General features: G+C 70.8%; 15 protein-coding genes and 1 pseudogene. 10 read left to right on the forward strand and 6 right to left on the reverse strand.

The genetic code is table 11. The annotated features are described in order from the left end of the window. Window positions 1-43: 43 nt before the first annotated feature. The 6 genes from QFZ58_RS21190 to hemB all read left to right on the forward strand — a co-directional run bounded on the left by QFZ58_RS21190 (window position 44) and on the right by hemB (window position 6,667). Entirely contained in the window at window positions 44-319 is a 276-nt protein-coding gene (locus QFZ58_RS21190) for a glutaredoxin family protein (RefSeq protein WP_307126476.1), read from the forward strand. 307 nt (window positions 320-626) lie between these two features. Continuing rightward, window positions 627-1,412: a redox-sensing transcriptional repressor Rex gene (locus QFZ58_RS21195; RefSeq protein ID WP_307126477.1), complete on the forward strand. Its 786-nt coding sequence runs from the start codon at window positions 627-629 to the stop codon at window positions 1,410-1,412. Then, a complete protein-coding gene (locus QFZ58_RS21200; protein WP_307126478.1) occupies window positions 1,409-2,896 on the forward strand; it encodes a glutamyl-tRNA reductase in 1,488 nt (495 codons plus the stop codon). Before QFZ58_RS21195 ends, QFZ58_RS21200 begins: the two co-directional genes overlap by 4 nt. Continuing rightward, window positions 2,893-3,879, forward strand: a complete 987-nt coding sequence (gene hemC / locus QFZ58_RS21205; protein WP_307126479.1) for a hydroxymethylbilane synthase — start codon at window positions 2,893-2,895, stop codon at window positions 3,877-3,879. Before QFZ58_RS21200 ends, hemC begins: the two co-directional genes overlap by 4 nt. Continuing rightward, window positions 3,876-5,543 (forward strand): bifunctional uroporphyrinogen-III C-methyltransferase/uroporphyrinogen-III synthase, encoded by a 1,668-nt coding sequence (locus tag QFZ58_RS21210; protein ID WP_307126480.1) that lies wholly within the window; start codon window positions 3,876-3,878, stop codon window positions 5,541-5,543. The genes hemC and QFZ58_RS21210 overlap by 4 nt, the downstream gene beginning before the upstream one ends. A 128-nt stretch (window positions 5,544-5,671) precedes the next feature. Continuing rightward, window positions 5,672-6,667, forward strand: coding sequence for a porphobilinogen synthase (gene hemB, locus QFZ58_RS21215; protein ID WP_307126481.1), 996 nt, complete (start codon window positions 5,672-5,674; stop codon window positions 6,665-6,667). A gap of 34 nt (window positions 6,668-6,701) precedes the next feature. Here the strand turns inward: hemB and QFZ58_RS21220 are convergent. Beyond that, window positions 6,702-6,812: pseudogene (locus QFZ58_RS21220) on the reverse strand (DNA-binding response regulator); the annotation flags it as partial. Window positions 6,813-7,170: 358 nt separating this feature from the next. On the opposite strand from QFZ58_RS21220, the gene QFZ58_RS21225 reads away from it, so the two are divergent. Beyond that, on the forward strand, window positions 7,171-8,169 hold the full coding sequence (locus QFZ58_RS21225) for a MarR family transcriptional regulator (RefSeq protein WP_307126482.1): 999 nt from the start codon (window positions 7,171-7,173) through the stop codon (window positions 8,167-8,169). A gap of 15 nt (window positions 8,170-8,184) precedes the next feature. On the opposite strand, the gene QFZ58_RS21230 is transcribed toward QFZ58_RS21225, so the two are convergent. Both QFZ58_RS21230 and QFZ58_RS21235 read right to left on the reverse strand, forming a co-directional pair. Next, the gene (locus tag QFZ58_RS21230; protein ID WP_307126483.1) at window positions 8,185-8,496 is read right to left on the reverse strand and encodes a hypothetical protein; all 312 of its coding nucleotides are present in this window, start codon (window positions 8,494-8,496) and stop codon (window positions 8,185-8,187) included. 228 nt (window positions 8,497-8,724) lie between these two features. Further along, a complete protein-coding gene (locus QFZ58_RS21235) occupies window positions 8,725-9,489 on the reverse strand; it encodes a DUF4232 domain-containing protein (protein ID WP_307126484.1) in 765 nt (254 codons plus the stop codon). Window positions 9,490-9,882: 393 nt separating this feature from the next. Between QFZ58_RS21235 and QFZ58_RS21240 the strand changes: the two genes are divergently transcribed. Next, on the forward strand, window positions 9,883-11,328 hold the full coding sequence (locus tag QFZ58_RS21240) for a helix-turn-helix domain-containing protein (RefSeq protein ID WP_307126485.1): 1,446 nt from the start codon (window positions 9,883-9,885) through the stop codon (window positions 11,326-11,328). 67 nt (window positions 11,329-11,395) lie between these two features. Further along, entirely contained in the window at window positions 11,396-12,589 is a 1,194-nt protein-coding gene (locus QFZ58_RS21245) for a phosphatidylserine/phosphatidylglycerophosphate/cardiolipin synthase family protein (protein WP_307126486.1), read from the forward strand. A 51-nt stretch (window positions 12,590-12,640) separates the two neighbouring features. On the opposite strand, the gene QFZ58_RS21250 is transcribed toward QFZ58_RS21245, so the two are convergent. Both QFZ58_RS21250 and QFZ58_RS21255 read right to left on the reverse strand, forming a co-directional pair. After that, window positions 12,641-12,994 (reverse strand): VOC family protein, encoded by a 354-nt coding sequence (locus tag QFZ58_RS21250; protein ID WP_307126487.1) that lies wholly within the window; start codon window positions 12,992-12,994, stop codon window positions 12,641-12,643. A gap of 213 nt (window positions 12,995-13,207) precedes the next feature. Continuing rightward, entirely contained in the window at window positions 13,208-13,495 is a 288-nt protein-coding gene (locus tag QFZ58_RS21255; protein ID WP_307126488.1) for a DUF4190 domain-containing protein, read from the reverse strand. Window positions 13,496-13,656: 161 nt separating this feature from the next. Between QFZ58_RS21255 and QFZ58_RS21260 the strand changes: the two genes are divergently transcribed. Then, window positions 13,657-14,085, forward strand: a complete 429-nt coding sequence (locus QFZ58_RS21260; RefSeq protein ID WP_307126489.1) for a hypothetical protein — start codon at window positions 13,657-13,659, stop codon at window positions 14,083-14,085. Between the two features lie 98 nt (window positions 14,086-14,183). Here the strand turns inward: QFZ58_RS21260 and argS are convergent, their stop codons facing one another. Continuing rightward, window positions 14,184-15,953 (reverse strand): arginine--tRNA ligase, encoded by a 1,770-nt coding sequence (gene argS / locus QFZ58_RS21265; RefSeq protein ID WP_307126490.1) that lies wholly within the window; start codon window positions 15,951-15,953, stop codon window positions 14,184-14,186. Window positions 15,954-15,998 lie beyond the last annotated feature (45 nt).

The following is a 15,998-nucleotide window of genomic DNA, read 5'->3' on the forward strand; positions in this document are numbered from 1 at the left end:
AACGGGTGAGGGCGCGGGTGTCCCGGGGGCGCAGAATGAGGGTATGAGTGCCCTGCTGCGTCGTGCGAAGAAGAAGCCCGCGGACCGGGTGGTGACCCTCGTGGGGAAGCCCGGCTGTCATCTCTGTGACGAGGCGCGGTCGGTGGTGAGCTCGGTCTGCGAGGAGACCGGCGCGTCGTGGGTGGAGAAGGACATCACGCGGGACGAGGCCTTGTACAAGGAGTACTGGGAGCAGATCCCGGTGGTGCTGATCGATGAGGAACAGCACACGTTCTGGCGGGTGGACCCGGCGAGGCTGCGGGCGGCGCTCGGCGCGTAGACGGAGCCTGCGGGGGCGCGAAGGGGGCTTCCCGGGTGAAATCCGGTTACCATCGTGGGCGTTTTGAGTGGTCTCGGGGGCGTGGACATGAGGAGTGTGTACCGCCTTGCCCCCTTCGGGCCCGCAACGGGCTGATCAGGTAGCGAGTTCCGGGACCACGCGCGGAAAGTGCGTGACCCCGGTCACTTTGACCGGACAAAACGGACACTATCTTTGTGCACGCGTTCACAAAGACATAGCCTGCTGTCGACGGGGCGGTCATAGGACATACGACCGCCTGCAGCCCCGCTCATCCCGCAGGAGCACCGTGGCAACTGGCCGAACTCACCGACCGGCGACCCGTAGCCGAGGAATTCCCGAGGCCACCGTCGCCCGGCTTCCGCTGTACCTACGCGCACTGACGGCGCTCTCCGAGCGCTCGGTTCCCACGGTCTCCTCCGAGGAACTCGCCGCGGCGGCGGGGGTCAACTCCGCCAAGCTGCGCAAGGACTTCAGCTACCTGGGCTCCTACGGCACCCGCGGTGTCGGGTACGACGTCGAGTATCTCGTCTACCAGATCTCCCGTGAACTCGGGCTCACCCAGGACTGGCCCGTCGCCATCGTCGGCATCGGTAACCTCGGCGCCGCGCTCGCCAACTACGGCGGCTTCGCCTCCCGTGGTTTCCGGGTCGCCGCTCTGATCGACGCGGACCCCGCCATGGCGGGTACGCCCGTCGCGGGGATCGCCGTCCAGCACACCGACGACCTGGACCGGATCATCAGTGACAACGGTGTGTCCATCGGAGTCATCACCACCCCGCCCGGAGCGGCCCAGCAGGTCTGCGACCGGCTCGTCGCCGCCGGGGTGACCTCCATCCTGAACTTCGCGCCCACGGTGCTCTCCGTGCCCGACGGCGTCGACGTGCGCAAGGTCGACCTGTCGATCGAGCTCCAGATCCTGGCCTTCCACGAGCAGCGCAAGGCCGGTGAGGAAGCCGCCGCCGAGGGCGGCGCGGCCGTGGACGCCGACGCCGGTCAGGCGCCGCCCATGCGCGCCACTCCCGCCGGCCGGAAGGGACCCGACGGGGACATGCCCGCCGTGATGCCGGCATGAGCCTCCTGGTCGTAGGACTGAGCCACCGCAGCGCCCCCGTGTCCGTGCTGGAGCGGGCGTCGCTGCCGGCCGATGCCCAGACGAAGCTGCTGCAGGACACCCTCGCCGCGGAGCCCGCGACCGAGGCGGCCGTGCTGGCCACCTGCAACCGCATCGAGCTGTACGCGGACGTGGACAAGTTCCACGCGGGCGTCGCCGAGCTGTCGACGCTGCTCGCGCAGCACAGCGGCGTCGGACTGGACGAGCTCACTCCCTATCTCTATGTGCACTACGAGGACCGTGCCGTCCACCACCTGTTCTCGGTGGCGTGCGGGCTGGACTCGATGGTCGTCGGCGAGGGCCAGATCCTCGGCCAGATCAAGGACGCGCTCGCGCGGGGGCAGGAGCTCCACACCGCCGGACGTCTGCTCAACGACCTCTTCCAGCAGGCCCTGCGGGTCGGCAAGCGCGCCCACAGCGAGACCGGGATCGACCGGGCCGGGCAGTCGCTCGTCACGTTCGGTCTGGAGCAGCTCGCGGACGGCGCCGAGGTCACCGAGTGGGCCGCCGGCAAGCGTGCCCTCGTGATCGGCGCCGGCTCGATGTCCTCGCTCGCCGCCGCCACCCTGGTGCGCGCCGGTGTCGCCGAGGTCGTCGTCGCCAACCGGACCCGGGCCCGTGCCGACCGGCTCGTCGAGATCCTCGGCGAGAGCGGCCGGAGCTCGGCCCGCGCCGTCGAGATGGGCGAGGTGGCCGACGAACTGACACGTGCCGACGTCGTCGTGTCGTGCACCGGTGCCACCGGGCTCGTGCTGACCGCCGAGTCCGTCGCCGACGCGCTCGGCGTCGACTTCGACACCGCGTACAAGCCGTCCACGGCCCCGGCCGCCGCGGCGCCCGGTGAGCTGGACCAGCACGCCGCCTGGGTGGAGAACGGTTCCGTGGCCGCCCGGGACCGGGCCGTGCGCCGGGTGCCCGTGCGGTCCGCGGCCACCGGTCCCGTCCGGCTGCACCTCCTCGACCTCGCCATGCCGCGTGACATCGACGGAGCGGCCCACCGCGTCGACGGTGTGCGCCTCGTCGACATCGAGTCGCTCGCCGAGGCGTCCGCGGACGCCCCGATGGCCGCCGATGTGGACCGGGTGCGCACGCTCGTCGCCGACGAGGTCGCCGCCTTCGGCGCCGCCCAGCGGGCCGCACACATCACCCCGACCGTCGTCGCCCTGCGCACCATGGCCGCCGATGTGGTGGCCGGCGAGATCGCACGGCTCGACGGACGCCTTCCCGACCTGGACGAGAAGCAGCGCGCCGAGATCACGCAGACCGTGCGCCGCGTCGTCGACAAGCTCCTGCACGCGCCCACCGTGCGGGTCAAGCAGCTCGCCAGCGAGCCCGGCGGTGCCGGGTACGCCGATGCGCTGCGTGAACTCTTCGACCTCGACCCGCAGACGGTGGCCGCCGTCTCCCGGGCAGACCTGAACGACCCGAATAGAGGGCGGTCATGACCGACAACTCACCCCTGGGTGGGGAGAACACCAAGCCGCTCCGGCTCGGCACCCGGCGCAGCAAGCTCGCCATGGCGCAGTCCGGCATCGTCGCCGAGGCCGTCAGCAAGGTGACCGGACGCGCCGTCGAGCTGGTCGAGATCACCACGTACGGCGACATCTCCCGGGAGAACCTGGCGCAGATCGGCGGGACCGGCGTCTTCGTCGCCGCCCTGCGCGAGGCGCTGCTGCGCGGCGACGTGGACTTCGCCGTCCACTCGCTCAAGGACCTGCCGACCGCACAGCCGGAGGGCCTCGTCCTGGCCGCCGTACCGCCGCGCGAGGACCCGCGCGACGTACTGGTGGCGCGGGACGGGCTGACCTTCGGGCAACTGCCGTCCGGTGCCCGTATCGGCACCGGTTCGCCGCGCCGCATGGCGCAGCTCAACGCGTACGCCCGGTCGCACGGACTCGACATCGAGACCGTCGCGATCCGGGGCAACGTCGATACGCGTATCGGCTTCGTACGGAGCGGTGAGCTGGACGCGGTGGTTCTCGCCGCAGCCGGGCTCAGCCGTCTCGGCCGGACCGGTGAGGTGACCGACTTCCTGCCGGTCGACACCGTCCTGCCTGCTCCCGGCCAGGGGGCACTGGCGATCGAGTGCGCTGCCGGCAGCGCCGACCTCGCCGCAGCTCTCGCCGAGCTCGACGACCCGCACACCCGGGCCGCCGTGACCGCCGAGCGCGCCCTGCTCGCCGCCCTGGAGGCCGGCTGCTCCGCACCTGTGGGTGCGCTGGCCGACCTCCTGGTCGACGGTCAGACTGTCAACGAACTGCGCCTGCGCGGTGTCGTCGGTTCCACCGACGGCGCCTGTCTGGTGCAGCTGTCCATCACCGGATCCGTTCCCACGTCGCACGACGGCGCGGCGGCTCTCGGTCGCGAACTCGCGGCCGAGATGCTTGCCAAGGGTGCGGCCGGTCTTATGGGGGAGCGAGCACTTTGAGCCCCACCGGCCCCGTCGTATCCGACTTCCCTGTCCTGTCCGCAGGGCACGTCACCTTCCTCGGCGCCGGTCCCGGCGACCCGGGACTGCTGACTCTTCGCGCCGTCGAGGCGCTTGCGAGCGCGGACGTTCTTGTGGCGGAACCCGACGTCCTCGACGTCGTCCGCTGCCATGCGCGGGCAGGGATAAGCACGCCTGAGGTGACGGTTGTTGACATGGCGTCAACAGCCGCCGGAGTGCCCGTGCTCAGGGACGCCGCCAATCTTGTCATGGAGGCCGCCAAGGGCGGCAGGCGGGTCGTCCGTGCCGTCACGGGAGATCCCGGCATGGACGGCGACACGGGTGCGGAGATGCTCGCCTGCGCTGCCGCGGGCGTGCCCTTCGAGGTGGTTCCCGGTGTCGCGAACGCCGTCGGTGTGCCCGCGTACGCCGGTGTACCGCTGCGGGACGCGCAGGGTGCCGACGTGCGTTTCGTCGACGCCCGTACCGCCTCGGACCGCTGCTGGGCGGAGGTCGGCGCGAGTGACGCGACGGCCGTCGTGTCCACGTCGCTCGACTCGGTGGCCGCGGCCGCCGGCGAGCTGGTCTCGGCGGGCCGCAAGCCCGACACCCCGCTGACGGTCACGATCGCCGGCACCACGACCCGCCAGCGCACCTGGACGGCGACCCTCGGGACGATCGCCCAGGTCCTCAAGCAGGCCAAGGTCCTGCCGTCGCCGGACGGGCACCGGCCGGTCATAGCCGTGGTCGGGGAGCGCAGCTCCGCCGCCCAGCGCGACCAGCTGGCGTGGTTCGAGTCCAAGCCGCTGTTCGGCTGGAAGGTGCTCGTGCCGCGTACGAAGGAGCAGGCGGCGTCACTCTCCGACCAGCTGCGTTCGTACGGTGCGGTGCCGCACGAGGTGCCGACCATCGCGGTGGAGCCGCCGCGTACGCCCCAGCAGATGGAGCGCGCGGTCAAGGGCCTGGTCACGGGCCGCTACGAGTGGATCGCGTTCACCTCGGTGAACGCGGTGAAGGCCGTGCGGGAGAAGTTCGAGGAGTACGGTCTCGACGCCCGCGCCTTCGCCGGGATCAAGGTCGCGGCCGTGGGTGAGCAGACGGCGGCGGCGCTGATCGACTTCGGTGTGAAGCCGGACCTGGTGCCGTCGGGTGAGCAGTCGGCCGCCGGTCTGCTGGACGACTGGCCGCCGTACGACCCGGTCTTCGACCCGATCGACCGGGTGTTCCTGCCGCGTGCGGACATCGCCACCGAGACGCTGGTGGCCGGACTCATCGAGCTGGGCTGGGAGGTCGACGACGTCACCGCGTACCGCACGGTCCGCGCGTCGCCGCCGCCGGCCGACACCCGGGAGGCGATCAAGGGCGGCGGTTTCGACGCGGTGCTCTTCACCTCGTCCTCGACGGTGCGCAACCTGGTCGGTATCGCGGGCAAGCCGCACAACGTGACGGTGATCGCGTGCATCGGTCCGGCCACGGCGAAGACCGCGGAGGAGCACGGCCTGCGGGTCGACGTCCTGTCCCCGGAGCCGTCGGTCCACAAGCTGGCCCAGGCGCTGGCGGACTTCGGCGCGCAGCGCCGGGACGCGGCGAAGGAGGCCGGTGACCCGGTGACGCGGCCGAGTGAGCGCCGTCCGGGTGCGAGACGCCGCCGGACGACGACCTGACCGGTCGGAGTGGGTGTGTGAGGGCCCGGCCGCTTCCTTGTGGAGCGGCCGGGCCCTCGTGTTTCCGGGCGGTTTTTCCGGCCGGGCTGTCGGTAAACCGGTGATGTGCGCGGGTCTAGTCTCGAAGGATGACTGTGTACGGAAACTTCCCCGGCTCGCGGCCCCGGCGGCTGCGGACGACCCCCGTCATGCGGCGCATGGTCGCCGAGACCCGGCTCGACCCCGCGAACCTGATCCTTCCCGCGTTCGTGCGCGAGGGCATCGACGCCCCTGTCGCCATCTCGGCCATGCCCGGCGTGCAGCAGCACACCCTGGACACCCTGCGGAAGGCCGCGGTCGACGCGGTGGCGGCGGGCGTTTCCGGGATCATGCTGTTCGGCGTGCCGCTGGACGAGAAGAAGGACGCCCGGGGCACGGCGGGCACCGACCCGGACGGCATCCTCCAGGTGGGTCTGCGGGCGGTGCGGGAAGAGGTGGGCGACGACCTCGTGGTCATGTCCGACCTCTGCCTGGACGAGTACACCGACCACGGTCACTGCGGGGTGCTGACCGGGGACGGCCGCGTCGACAACGACGCCACGCTGGAGCGGTACGCCGAGATGGCGCAGGTCCAGGCCGACGCGGGCGCCCATGTGGTGGGCCCGAGCGGCATGATGGACGGCCAGGTCGGCGTGGTCCGCGACGCCCTGGACCAGACCGGGCACGAGGACGTGTCGATCCTCGCGTACACCGCGAAGTACTCCTCGGCGTTCTACGGCCCGTTCCGTGAGGCGGTGGGCTCCTCGCTCAGGGGCGACCGCAAGACCTACCAGCAGGACCCGGCGAACATCCGGGAGTCGCTGCGTGAGCTGGCGCTCGACCTGGAGGAGGGCGCCGACATGGTCATGGTCAAGCCGGCCGGCCCGTACCTCGACATCCTCGCCAAGGTCGCCGACGCGGTGGACGTGCCGGTCGCGGCGTACCAGATCAGCGGCGAGTACGCGATGATCGAGGCCGCCGCCGAGAAGGGCTGGATCGACCGCGACGCGGCGATCCTGGAGAGCCTGACGGGCATCCGGCGCGCGGGTGCGCGGATGATCCTCACGTACTGGGCGACGGAGGTCGCGCAGCGGCTGGGCCGCTGACCCGCCGGGGTTCAGGGAGCGGGCGCAGCTGCCGTCAGGACACCAGGCCCCGGCGGTAGGCGTGGATGACCGCCTGGACGCGGTCGCGCAGTCCGAGCGTGGTGAGGATGCGGGAGACGAGGGTCTTGACGGTCTCCGGGCTGAGTCACGAGGGACGAACGGCTCGGCGCTCGGATCTCGGGACGCGAGTGCCGGGACCGGTCGGGTCACTCGTTCGAGGGTATGGGGCGGGCTCGGGGCCGATGCTCGAGCTTCGGGATCCGGGGGCCGGGACGCGGGCTTCGGGATCCGAGAGCCTTCTTTACCCGGTAGGTAGAAGAGGGTTTGGGTACACCTCCCCGACCTCCCTGACCCGTTACGATCAGCAAGTATGACTAATCGTGACCGACTTGCAGCGGAGTGTCGCGACTGCTTACGGTGCGGAAACAGAACGACCCCGACGCGGTGCTAGCAACACCAGGCCGGGGTCTCACCGCAAGATCGACGTCTAGGAACCCGATCCCGTGGCTACTGAGCACACTAGCTCCGCCCTCCGCGCCCCCGCATCCTCGCGCCCGTACCCGATGGCCCACCCCGGCTACGGCAAGCGATCCGCCCCGGAGCAACAGCCGTGCGCCGCTGACGACTTCATGCTGCTGCCCCCGCGTGAGCGCAGCATCGCCGGGTTCATCGACCACCTGCCCGAGGGCGCCGCCATGGACGTCAAGGGCCTGGCCAGGCAACTGCCGCTCTACGGTCAGCAGGCCGTCGCCTCGGCCCTCAAGGCCCTCTCGGTCGCCGGGTACCTGCGCCGCGTACGGCGCATGGTCGGCGGCGAGGGTGGGCAAGTGCGCTGGGTGTTCCGCACGTTCTGGTCCCGGACCGCACGGGACAACGAGTGGTGGGCAGCCCTCCTCGCCGACGAGGGCAAGCAGGCGGCTGTGTCCGTGCCGGGGCCTGGGCACGTGGTAGCGGCAGACCTGCTCCCGGCTGCCGCCCCGGCCGCCCCGGCCGTACCGCAGCAGCGGCCCCAGGAACCGGCGCCCACCCCGGCTGCGGCCGACCAGAGCCCTTCGCCGGCATACCTGGCACTGGCCCGACTCGGCCGTGCGGACGCGCGCCTGGCGCTTTCCGGAGCCGACTGCACGGTCCTGGAGCAGCTGGCCGCCGAGTGGTTCACACGCGGCGTGGACGCCGACTACCTCAGCCGGGCACTCACCGCCGGGCTCCCCGCCCAGGTCGACTCCCCGGTGGGCTTCGTACGCCGCCGCCTCACCGACAAGATCCCGCCCCGCCTGCCGGCCACCCCGGCACCGCCCGCGCTCGGTGCGTCCGTCCGGCGGGTGATGATGGAGTGCACCGGATGCGGTGCGCCCGGTCGCGCGGAGGCACTTCCCGACGGCCTCTGCCGAGCGTGCCGCCTGCCCGGGCGGGGAGAGCCGGAGGCTCCGGGCGGGCTCCCCGCCGAACGCGATGTGCGGACGTACGTCGCAGGACTGCGCGACCTGCTCAAGGCTCCCTGACGGGCGGTGGCTCGGTCAGGGCCAGTCGACGATGCCCATGAACGCGACGAAGGCGACGACCGCGACGCCGGGTGCGGCCATCGACAGGAACACGCGTGTCGCAGCCTGCCGTTGCCGCCACGGCAGGGCCCAGCTCGCCACCAGCACGACCAGCGACAGCACGAGGCCGGTGCACAGGACGGCCCACCCCGCGTCGAACGAGTCGGTGAAGCGGTCGGCCGCGGCGCCGTTGCAGGAGTCGCACGCCATGGGGGACAGGCCGCCGTAGAGCAGGGCGAAGCCTGCGGCGGGCAGGGTGACGAGCGTGGACACCAGCGGGGTATCCATGCGTTCGGTGTATGGGCGTTGAGGAGGTCGTCCGGCATGCGTGCGAGTCAACCGGATCGCCCGTACGCGCACATGGGCGCGGGTACTCAGTCCTACCGGGAGGAGCTACTGCCCGTGGCGTTGCCCGGCTCAGCTCCCCGCAGCCAACTCGGCGAAGGCTCGTCGTGAGGCAGGGGACGGGACCGGGCACAACGCCCTCGTCCGGTCCGCTGCCTCACGGCGAGGTGGTCAGTACGTGAGGGCGTCGTCCATGCCCGTCTGCCAGTAGGTGACGGCCAGGGTGCTGTCGACGTACACGTCCTTGCTGAGCGGCACAGTCGCGGACGGGCCCGTGGAGCCTGAGCCCTCGCGGCCCTGGAAGCTGACGGTCAGGTCCCTCGTGGAGTAGCCGCCCGTGCCGCTTCCGTCGGCGGAGGAGGTCATGACACCGGCGTAGGCGGACTCGCCCGGGGCGATGGTGACCACGGCCTGGGGCTTGCTCGCCTCGACCGTCGACGGGGCGGACTGCGCCTCACCGAACTTCAGGAACGGGTAGGAGTAGGCGTTGCAGGACTTCGAACCGGTGTTGGTCATGGTGAGCAGCATGTGGTTGACGGGACGGGCCACGGGGGCGATCGACAGCTTGGAGTTGCCGCCGTCACAGGCGAGGGTGACGGAACCGCTGTCCTTGTTGCCGGTCTGCGGCTGCTTCGCGGCGGGCTGCGCGGCGCCGGAACCCTTCGCAGAACCGGAACCGGAACCCTGCGCAGCGGCAGAACCGGAATCCGATCCGTTCGTGCCCGTGTCCGAAACCGGGGCCGCCGAGGTCCTGTCTGCCGGGGCGGCCGAGCCTTCCGCCGGCTCCTGGGACGCCGATCCGGCCGGCTTGGAGGCGGAGTCGCCGACCGCTGCCGTACCGCCGTCCTGGCAGGCCGTCAGCGAGAGTGCGGCGACCATTGCGGCGGTGCCGAGGGCGGAGGTGCGGGCGGCGCGGCGGAAGCGAAGGTTGCGCATGAGGTGGTTCTCCCCGTTCGAAGGTGTGTGCCCGGGGCGCCGTTTTGGCGCCTTGAGGTGCGGGCGGGTGTACTGATCGGTGACGAGAGGTCAGAGGCGGTACAGGAGTGTGGTGACGACCGCGATACATGCGATCAGTACCCCTGTGGCGACTGTGTCGGTCAGGCTGAGTTCAGGCCGAGTACGCACGGCGGCTCCCGGGACGGGTGAAGGTGGGATGTGCGAGTCGCGGGGAACGCCGCGGTGTGTCCACATCCTGTCCAGGCCCGGAATCCGGTGGCAACGGTTGCTGGGCCACACGGGACGCTGGAACGTTCGCACCTAGTCTGACCTGCAAAAACATCACCTCCCTGGAACGCCGTTCCGGGAAGGAACGAGAGGGGAACGGTCGGGGTGGGGACAGAGATCCAGGACTTCGCGGCGCTGCTCAGGGGACTGAAGGAGCGATCCGGACTCAGCTACGGAACGCTGGCCCAGAAGCTGCACATGAGCACCTCCACCGTCCACCGGTACTGCAACGGGGACGCTGTTCCGCACGACTACGCACCCGTCGAACGGTTCGCGCGGGTGTGCCGGGCGTCGGCGGACGAACTGGTCGCGCTGCACCGCAAGTGGATCCTGGCGGACGAGGCGAAGCGGCGGAAGGTGCCCGGTCCGGCGGCGGCCCCGGCCGAACCGGCACCCGCGCCGGACCCGCGCCCGGTACGGGATCCAGGACCGGACGCCGTGTCCGAACCCGTACCGGAACCGATGCGGCAAGCAGAAGCGGAACCCGGAGTCGAGACGCGAACGGAACCCGGAGCCGAGGCTCGAACGGAACCCGGAGCCGAGGCTCGAACGGAACCCGCCCCCGTACCCGAGGCCACCTCCGTGACCGAGCCCGCTCCCGCTTCCGCGAGGAGGCGCCGGCCCCTGCGCGTAGCACTCGCGGCCGCGGCCGTGGTGGCGCTCGCCGTCCCCACCACCGTGATGATCGGCAACATGTCGTCCTCGCAGGGCAGCGACACGGTCACCGCCGGGAAGGCCGGAAAGCCCGAGGAGACAGGCGCGGACGCGTCCCGACCCGCGAGCGGGAAGGCGAAGCCGTCCGGCACGGCGACGGGCGGCAAGGCGTCGGGCAGTACCTCGCCCTCGGCCACCGGGGCGTCCCCCTCGGCGAAGCAGGAGCCGTCCCGGACGGTGTCACCGGGGGTGGCCGGCGGCACCGCGCCGAAGACCGGGGTACCGCTCTCCGTGAACGTCCGCCCGGAGACGTGGGAGGACAAGTGCGACCAGACCTACATGCTGGACCGGAAGCCGGAGAAGGTGCCCCCGCCGCCCTACGAGGCCGACGCGCGCGGCTGGGCCAGTTCCCTCGGAGCCGTACCGGCCGGGATGAAGCGCATCGACCTGGTCGTGCAGGGCAAGGAGGCGGACGCCGTCGTACTGGAAGCCATGCACGTACGGGTCGTGGGCCGCACGTCCCCGCCCGCCTGGCAGGCCTATGCCATGTTGCAGGGCTGTGGGAGCGGGGTGCTCGTGTCCACGTACGAGATCAATCTCGACGCCGCCCGGCCGCTGTTCAAGGCCGTCCCGTCGGAGAACATGGACCGCACCCTGCCGGCGAATCCGCTTCCGCTCAAGACGTCCGTGAACGATCCGGTGGTCCTCGTCGTGTACGCCCGCACGCAGACGTACGACGTTCGCTGGTATCTGGAGCTGGACTGGAGCAGTGGTGACCGGCACGGCACGATGCGTGTCGACGACGACGGGAAGCCGTTCCGGACGATGAGCATGAACGGCCGGCCGCTGTACGACTACTGGCCCGAGAAGAAGACCTGGGTGCTGAGGGACTACTGACCGGGGCGGGGAGGACCGGGGGTAAAGTCGGTCGGCGTTCCTCCCCTTCACGCCGGTCAGGTGAATGATGTCCAGTACTACAGACGACAGACCGGATGCCCTCTTCGCGGCGCGCACGCTGCGGCTGCGGCGCAGGCTGGAGCGGCTGATCGGTATCGCCGCCACCGAGGGCAACGCCCTGGTTCCGCTCCGCAACGGCGACGAGATATTCGCCGCGATGCTGGGCGCGATACGCAGCGCCGAGCACACCGTGGACATGATGACGTTCGTGTACTGGCGCGGTGACATCGCCTGCGCCTTCGCCGAGGCCCTGTCGGAGCGGGCCCGCGCCGGGGTGCGGGTGAGGCTGCTGCTGGACGGGTTCGGCAGCCGGCTGATCGAGAAGGACCAGCTGGCGATGATGGACGCCGCCGGGGTGGAGGTGGCGTGGTTCCGCAAGCCGCTGTACCTGTCGCCGCTCAAGCAGAACCACCGCTGCCACCGCAAGGTGCTCATCACGGACGAGGACACGGCGTTCACCGGCGGTGTGGGCATCGCCGAGGAATGGTGCGGCGACGCCCGGAACGAGCACGAGTGGCGCGACACCCACGTGCAGGTACGCGGCCCCGCGGTGGACGGCCTGGCCGCCGCCTTCGCCCAGAACTGGGCGGAGTGCCACGAGGAGCTGTTCACCGAGCGGGACAGGTTCATCGAGCTGCGCCCGCAGGGCGACGCGATCGTGCAGGTGGTGCGCGGCTCGGCCAGCTTCGGCTGGCAGGACATGCAGACCCTGCTCCGGGTCGTCCTCGAGTCGGCCGAGGAGCGGGTGCGGCTCACCACCGCCTACTTCGCACCCGACGCGTACTTCATCGGGGTGCTCTGCGACACGGCACGACGGGGCGTATCGGTGGAGATTCTGCTGCCCGGGCCGTACACGGACAAGCGCGTCTGCCAGCTGGCGGGACAGAACTACTACGAGGACCTCATCGCCTGCGGTGTGAAGATCCACGAGTACCAGCCGACGATGATGCACACCAAGGCGCTGACGGTGGACCGTGTGGCCTCGCTGATCGGCTCGACCAACTTCAACCGCCGCTCGCTCAACCACGACGAGGAAGTGATGCTCGCGGTGCTCGACACCGAGTTCACCGCGACGCTGGACGCTCACTTCGAGGAGGACGTGGAGAAGAGTGAGCTGGTCGACGGCGAGCGGTGGAAGCGCCGCTCACCGGCGCAGCGGGCGCGTGAGGTCGCGGTCGTGCCCATCCGCCGCTGGCTGTGACACGGAACCGGCCGCGCCTGCGGATGCTCGCCCGGCCGGGAGCGCCCCGGATCAGTAGAACTGGGACAGGCAGAACTCGTGGCCCTCGGGATCGGTCATGACGACGACCACGCCCTCGTCGTAGTCGTGCCGCTCGCCGGTGGACCGGCCACCGAGGGCGAGGACCTGCGCGACGCCCCGGTCGATGTCGTCGACCAGGACGTCGAGATGCAGGCGTACCTTGCCGCGCTTCGGCTCGGCCACGGTCTGGAAGACGAGGCGCGGCTGCGGATCGCCGGGACGGCCGAGATATACCCAGCCCGGCCGGGAAGGCACCGGCGGGCGGTCCAGCAGCACACTCCAGAAGCCGGACACCCGCTCCACGTCCACGCAGTCGACGGTCACTCCGAGCCAGCGGTTCGTCATGTGGTCGGCACTCCTTCTCGCGTCGGCCGGCCCCGGGCCCGGCGCCGGCGGCCCGGCAGCCCCACGGCCGGGAGGCGCCGGCCCGTCCGGGCAGTGTGCCTGACCGCGTCCTGCTGACGCAGGCGGTTCGGGCCGTCGGCCGGCCGCGGGCCGGGGGCGCCACCACGTGCGAGTGGTGGCGCCCCCGGCCCGCGGGGCTCACGAAGCGCCGGGTCAGCCGCCGACGTACCAGCTGAAGCCGCCGGACGAGGCGGCCACGACCATCAGGACGACGAAGAGGACGACGTCGATGATGCCGAGGACGAGTCCCGCCTTGGCCAGTCCGGCGCCGCCCTTCACGGCCACCTGGCGCAGTCCGAGGGCGCCGAGGACGATGGCTATGGGGCCGAGGATCACACTGAAGAAGACGAGCCCCACGATCCCGCAGATCAGGCTCGCGACGGCGAGGCCGTTGGTCCCGGACCGGGACGTGGCCATGGGTGAACTGTTGTAGTGCGACATCACTCTCTCCCGTCAATTCGCCGTGCTGTAGGTGGAGTTGTAGGTGAATTGCGGGTTCCCCGCTTCCGGCTCCACAACCACGCGGACGGCGGGGTGTGGGGCCCCGTGCCGGGGGCAGAAGGGGTTCACCTGCCTCTGTGCCAGGCGAAGGGATGTGGCCCATGAGTGAAACCGTCGAGGTACCGGCGGCGACCGCCTCGGTGATCACCGAGCCCGTGCCCGATCTCCAGCTCCAGTTGCTGATGAGACTGCTGGACAGGGAGCAGCGGTCCAGTCTGCCGATCACCCTGACGTTGTCCTGCGGCATTCTCCACGGGGACCTGATCGGTCACGAGGCGTGGAAGGCGGACTGGGCGAGAAGCCTGCGGCAGGTCGAGGGCGAAGGGGCCAACCTGCTGGCCGAGTTCCCCGAGATCATGGACCAGGGCATCAGGGAAATGGCGGCGGACGACTACGCGTCCCAGCTGCCGCGCTGGATCCACCTGCGGGACGCGACCCTGGTCTTCGGCGGTACGACCGCCGCGCACCTGCCGCTGTGGCGGGGGCGGCTGGCCGATGTGTCGGGGTGGACGCTGGGGCGGCCCCAGTGAGCGCCGTCCCGCCGGCGAGGCGCCCCGCCCGGTAAGGCGTCGCAGAACAGGGGCGGGCCCGGCACGAGGTGCCGGGCCCGCCCCTGCCGTACGTGATCTCAGAGGCGCTCGGGCGTCCTGATGCCGAGCAGCCGCATGCCCTCGTGCAGGGTGCGGGCGGTGAGCTCGACGAGGAAGAGCCGGTTCTCGACGACCTCCGGAGCGTTCTCGTCGCTGAGCACCTGGCACTGGTCGTAGAACGTGGTCAGGTGCGAGGCCAGCTGGTAGAGGTACGCGGCCAGCTTGTGCGGCTCGTGCCCCTCGGCGACCTCGGCCAGGACCTCGCCGAACTGGTCCAGGTGCAGACCCATTGCGCGCTCGGCGGGGGCCAGGTCCAGCTCCGGGTGCGCGGCGGGCTTCGCGTCGCCCGCATTGCGCATGATCGACCGGATCCGCGCGTACGCGTACTGGAGGTAGACCGACGTGTCGCCGTGCAGCGCCACCATCTGGTCCAGGTCGAACTTGTAGTCGCGCACGGCGGAGGTCGAGAGGTCCGCGTACTTCACGGCGCCGACACCGACGTACCGGCCGTTCTCGACGATCTCCTCCTCGGTCAGGCCCACCTTCTCGGCCTTCCCCCGGACCACCGCGGTGGCCCGCTCGACCGCCTCGTCGAGCAGGTCCTCCAGCCGGACGGTGGTGCCCTCACGGGTCTTGAACGGCTTGCCGTCCTTGCCGAGGACCGTGCCGAAGGCCAGCTGGTGCGCCTTGACGTCCTCGTTCAGCCAGCCGGCGCGGCGGGCCGTCTCGAAGACCATCTTGAAGTGCAGGGACTGCCGGGCGTCCACCACGTAGACCAGGCTGTCGGCCTTCAGGTTCTGGACACGGTCCCGGATCGCGGACAGGTCGGTGGCGGCGTAACCGTAGCCGCCGTTCGTCTTCTTGACGATCAGCGGGACCGGGTTGCCGTCCGGGCCCTTCACGTCGTCGAAGAACACGCACAGCGCACCTTCGGATCGGACGGCGACGCCCGTCTCCTCCAGGATCCGGCAGGTCTCCTCGAGCATGTCGTTGTACCCGGACTCGCCGACGATGTCGGCGTCGCGGATCTCCATGTCGAGCTTGTTGAAGACGGAGTAGAAGTAGATCTTCGACTCGTCGACGAAGCCCTGCCAGAGCGCCAGCGTCTCGGGGTCGCCGGCCTGGAGGGCCACCACCCGGTCACGGGAGCGGGCCTTGAACGCCTCGTCGGAGTCGAAGAGGACCCGCGAGGCCTTGTAGACGCGGTTCAGCGACGACATGGCCGCTTCGCCGTCCGCCTTGTCACCCTCGTGCTTCAGCTCGCCCGGGTGCTCGAAGAGGTACTGGATGAGCATGCCGAACTGGGTGCCCCAGTCGCCGATGTGATGGCGCCGGATCACCGTCTCGCCGGTGAACTCGAGGATCCGGACCATCGCGTCACCGATGACCGCCGACCGCAGGTGGCCGACGTGCATCTCCTTGGCCACGTTCGGCTGGGCGTAGTCGATCACGGTCGTGCCCGCCGCTGCGTTCACCGGGACGCCGAGCCGGTCGCCGTCCGCGGCACGCGCGGCGAGCGTCTCGGTGATCGCCCGGTCGGTGAGCGTCACGTTCAGGAAGCCGGGGCCGGACACCTCGATGTCCTTGATCAGCCCGCCCGCCGGGAGGGCGGCGGTGACCTGGGAGGCCAGCTCGCGCGGATTGCCCTTGAGCTTCTTGGCGAGCGCGAGGATGCCGTTGGCCTGGAAGTCGGCCCGGTCGCTTCGGCGCAGCAGCGGGTCCGCGGTGCCGGCCTCCGGCAGAGCTGCCGTCAGGGCGTCCGCCAGCTGCTGCTGGAGCGTGGAAGCGAGGGAAGGGACCGAAGCCATGAGCCGGCTGCCGTTTCCGTAGGGGACGAAGGATCACCCCAGTAT

The sequence above is a fragment of the Streptomyces sp. B1I3 genome (assembly GCF_030816615.1).
Taxonomy (GTDB): Bacteria; Actinomycetota; Actinomycetes; order Streptomycetales; family Streptomycetaceae; genus Streptomyces.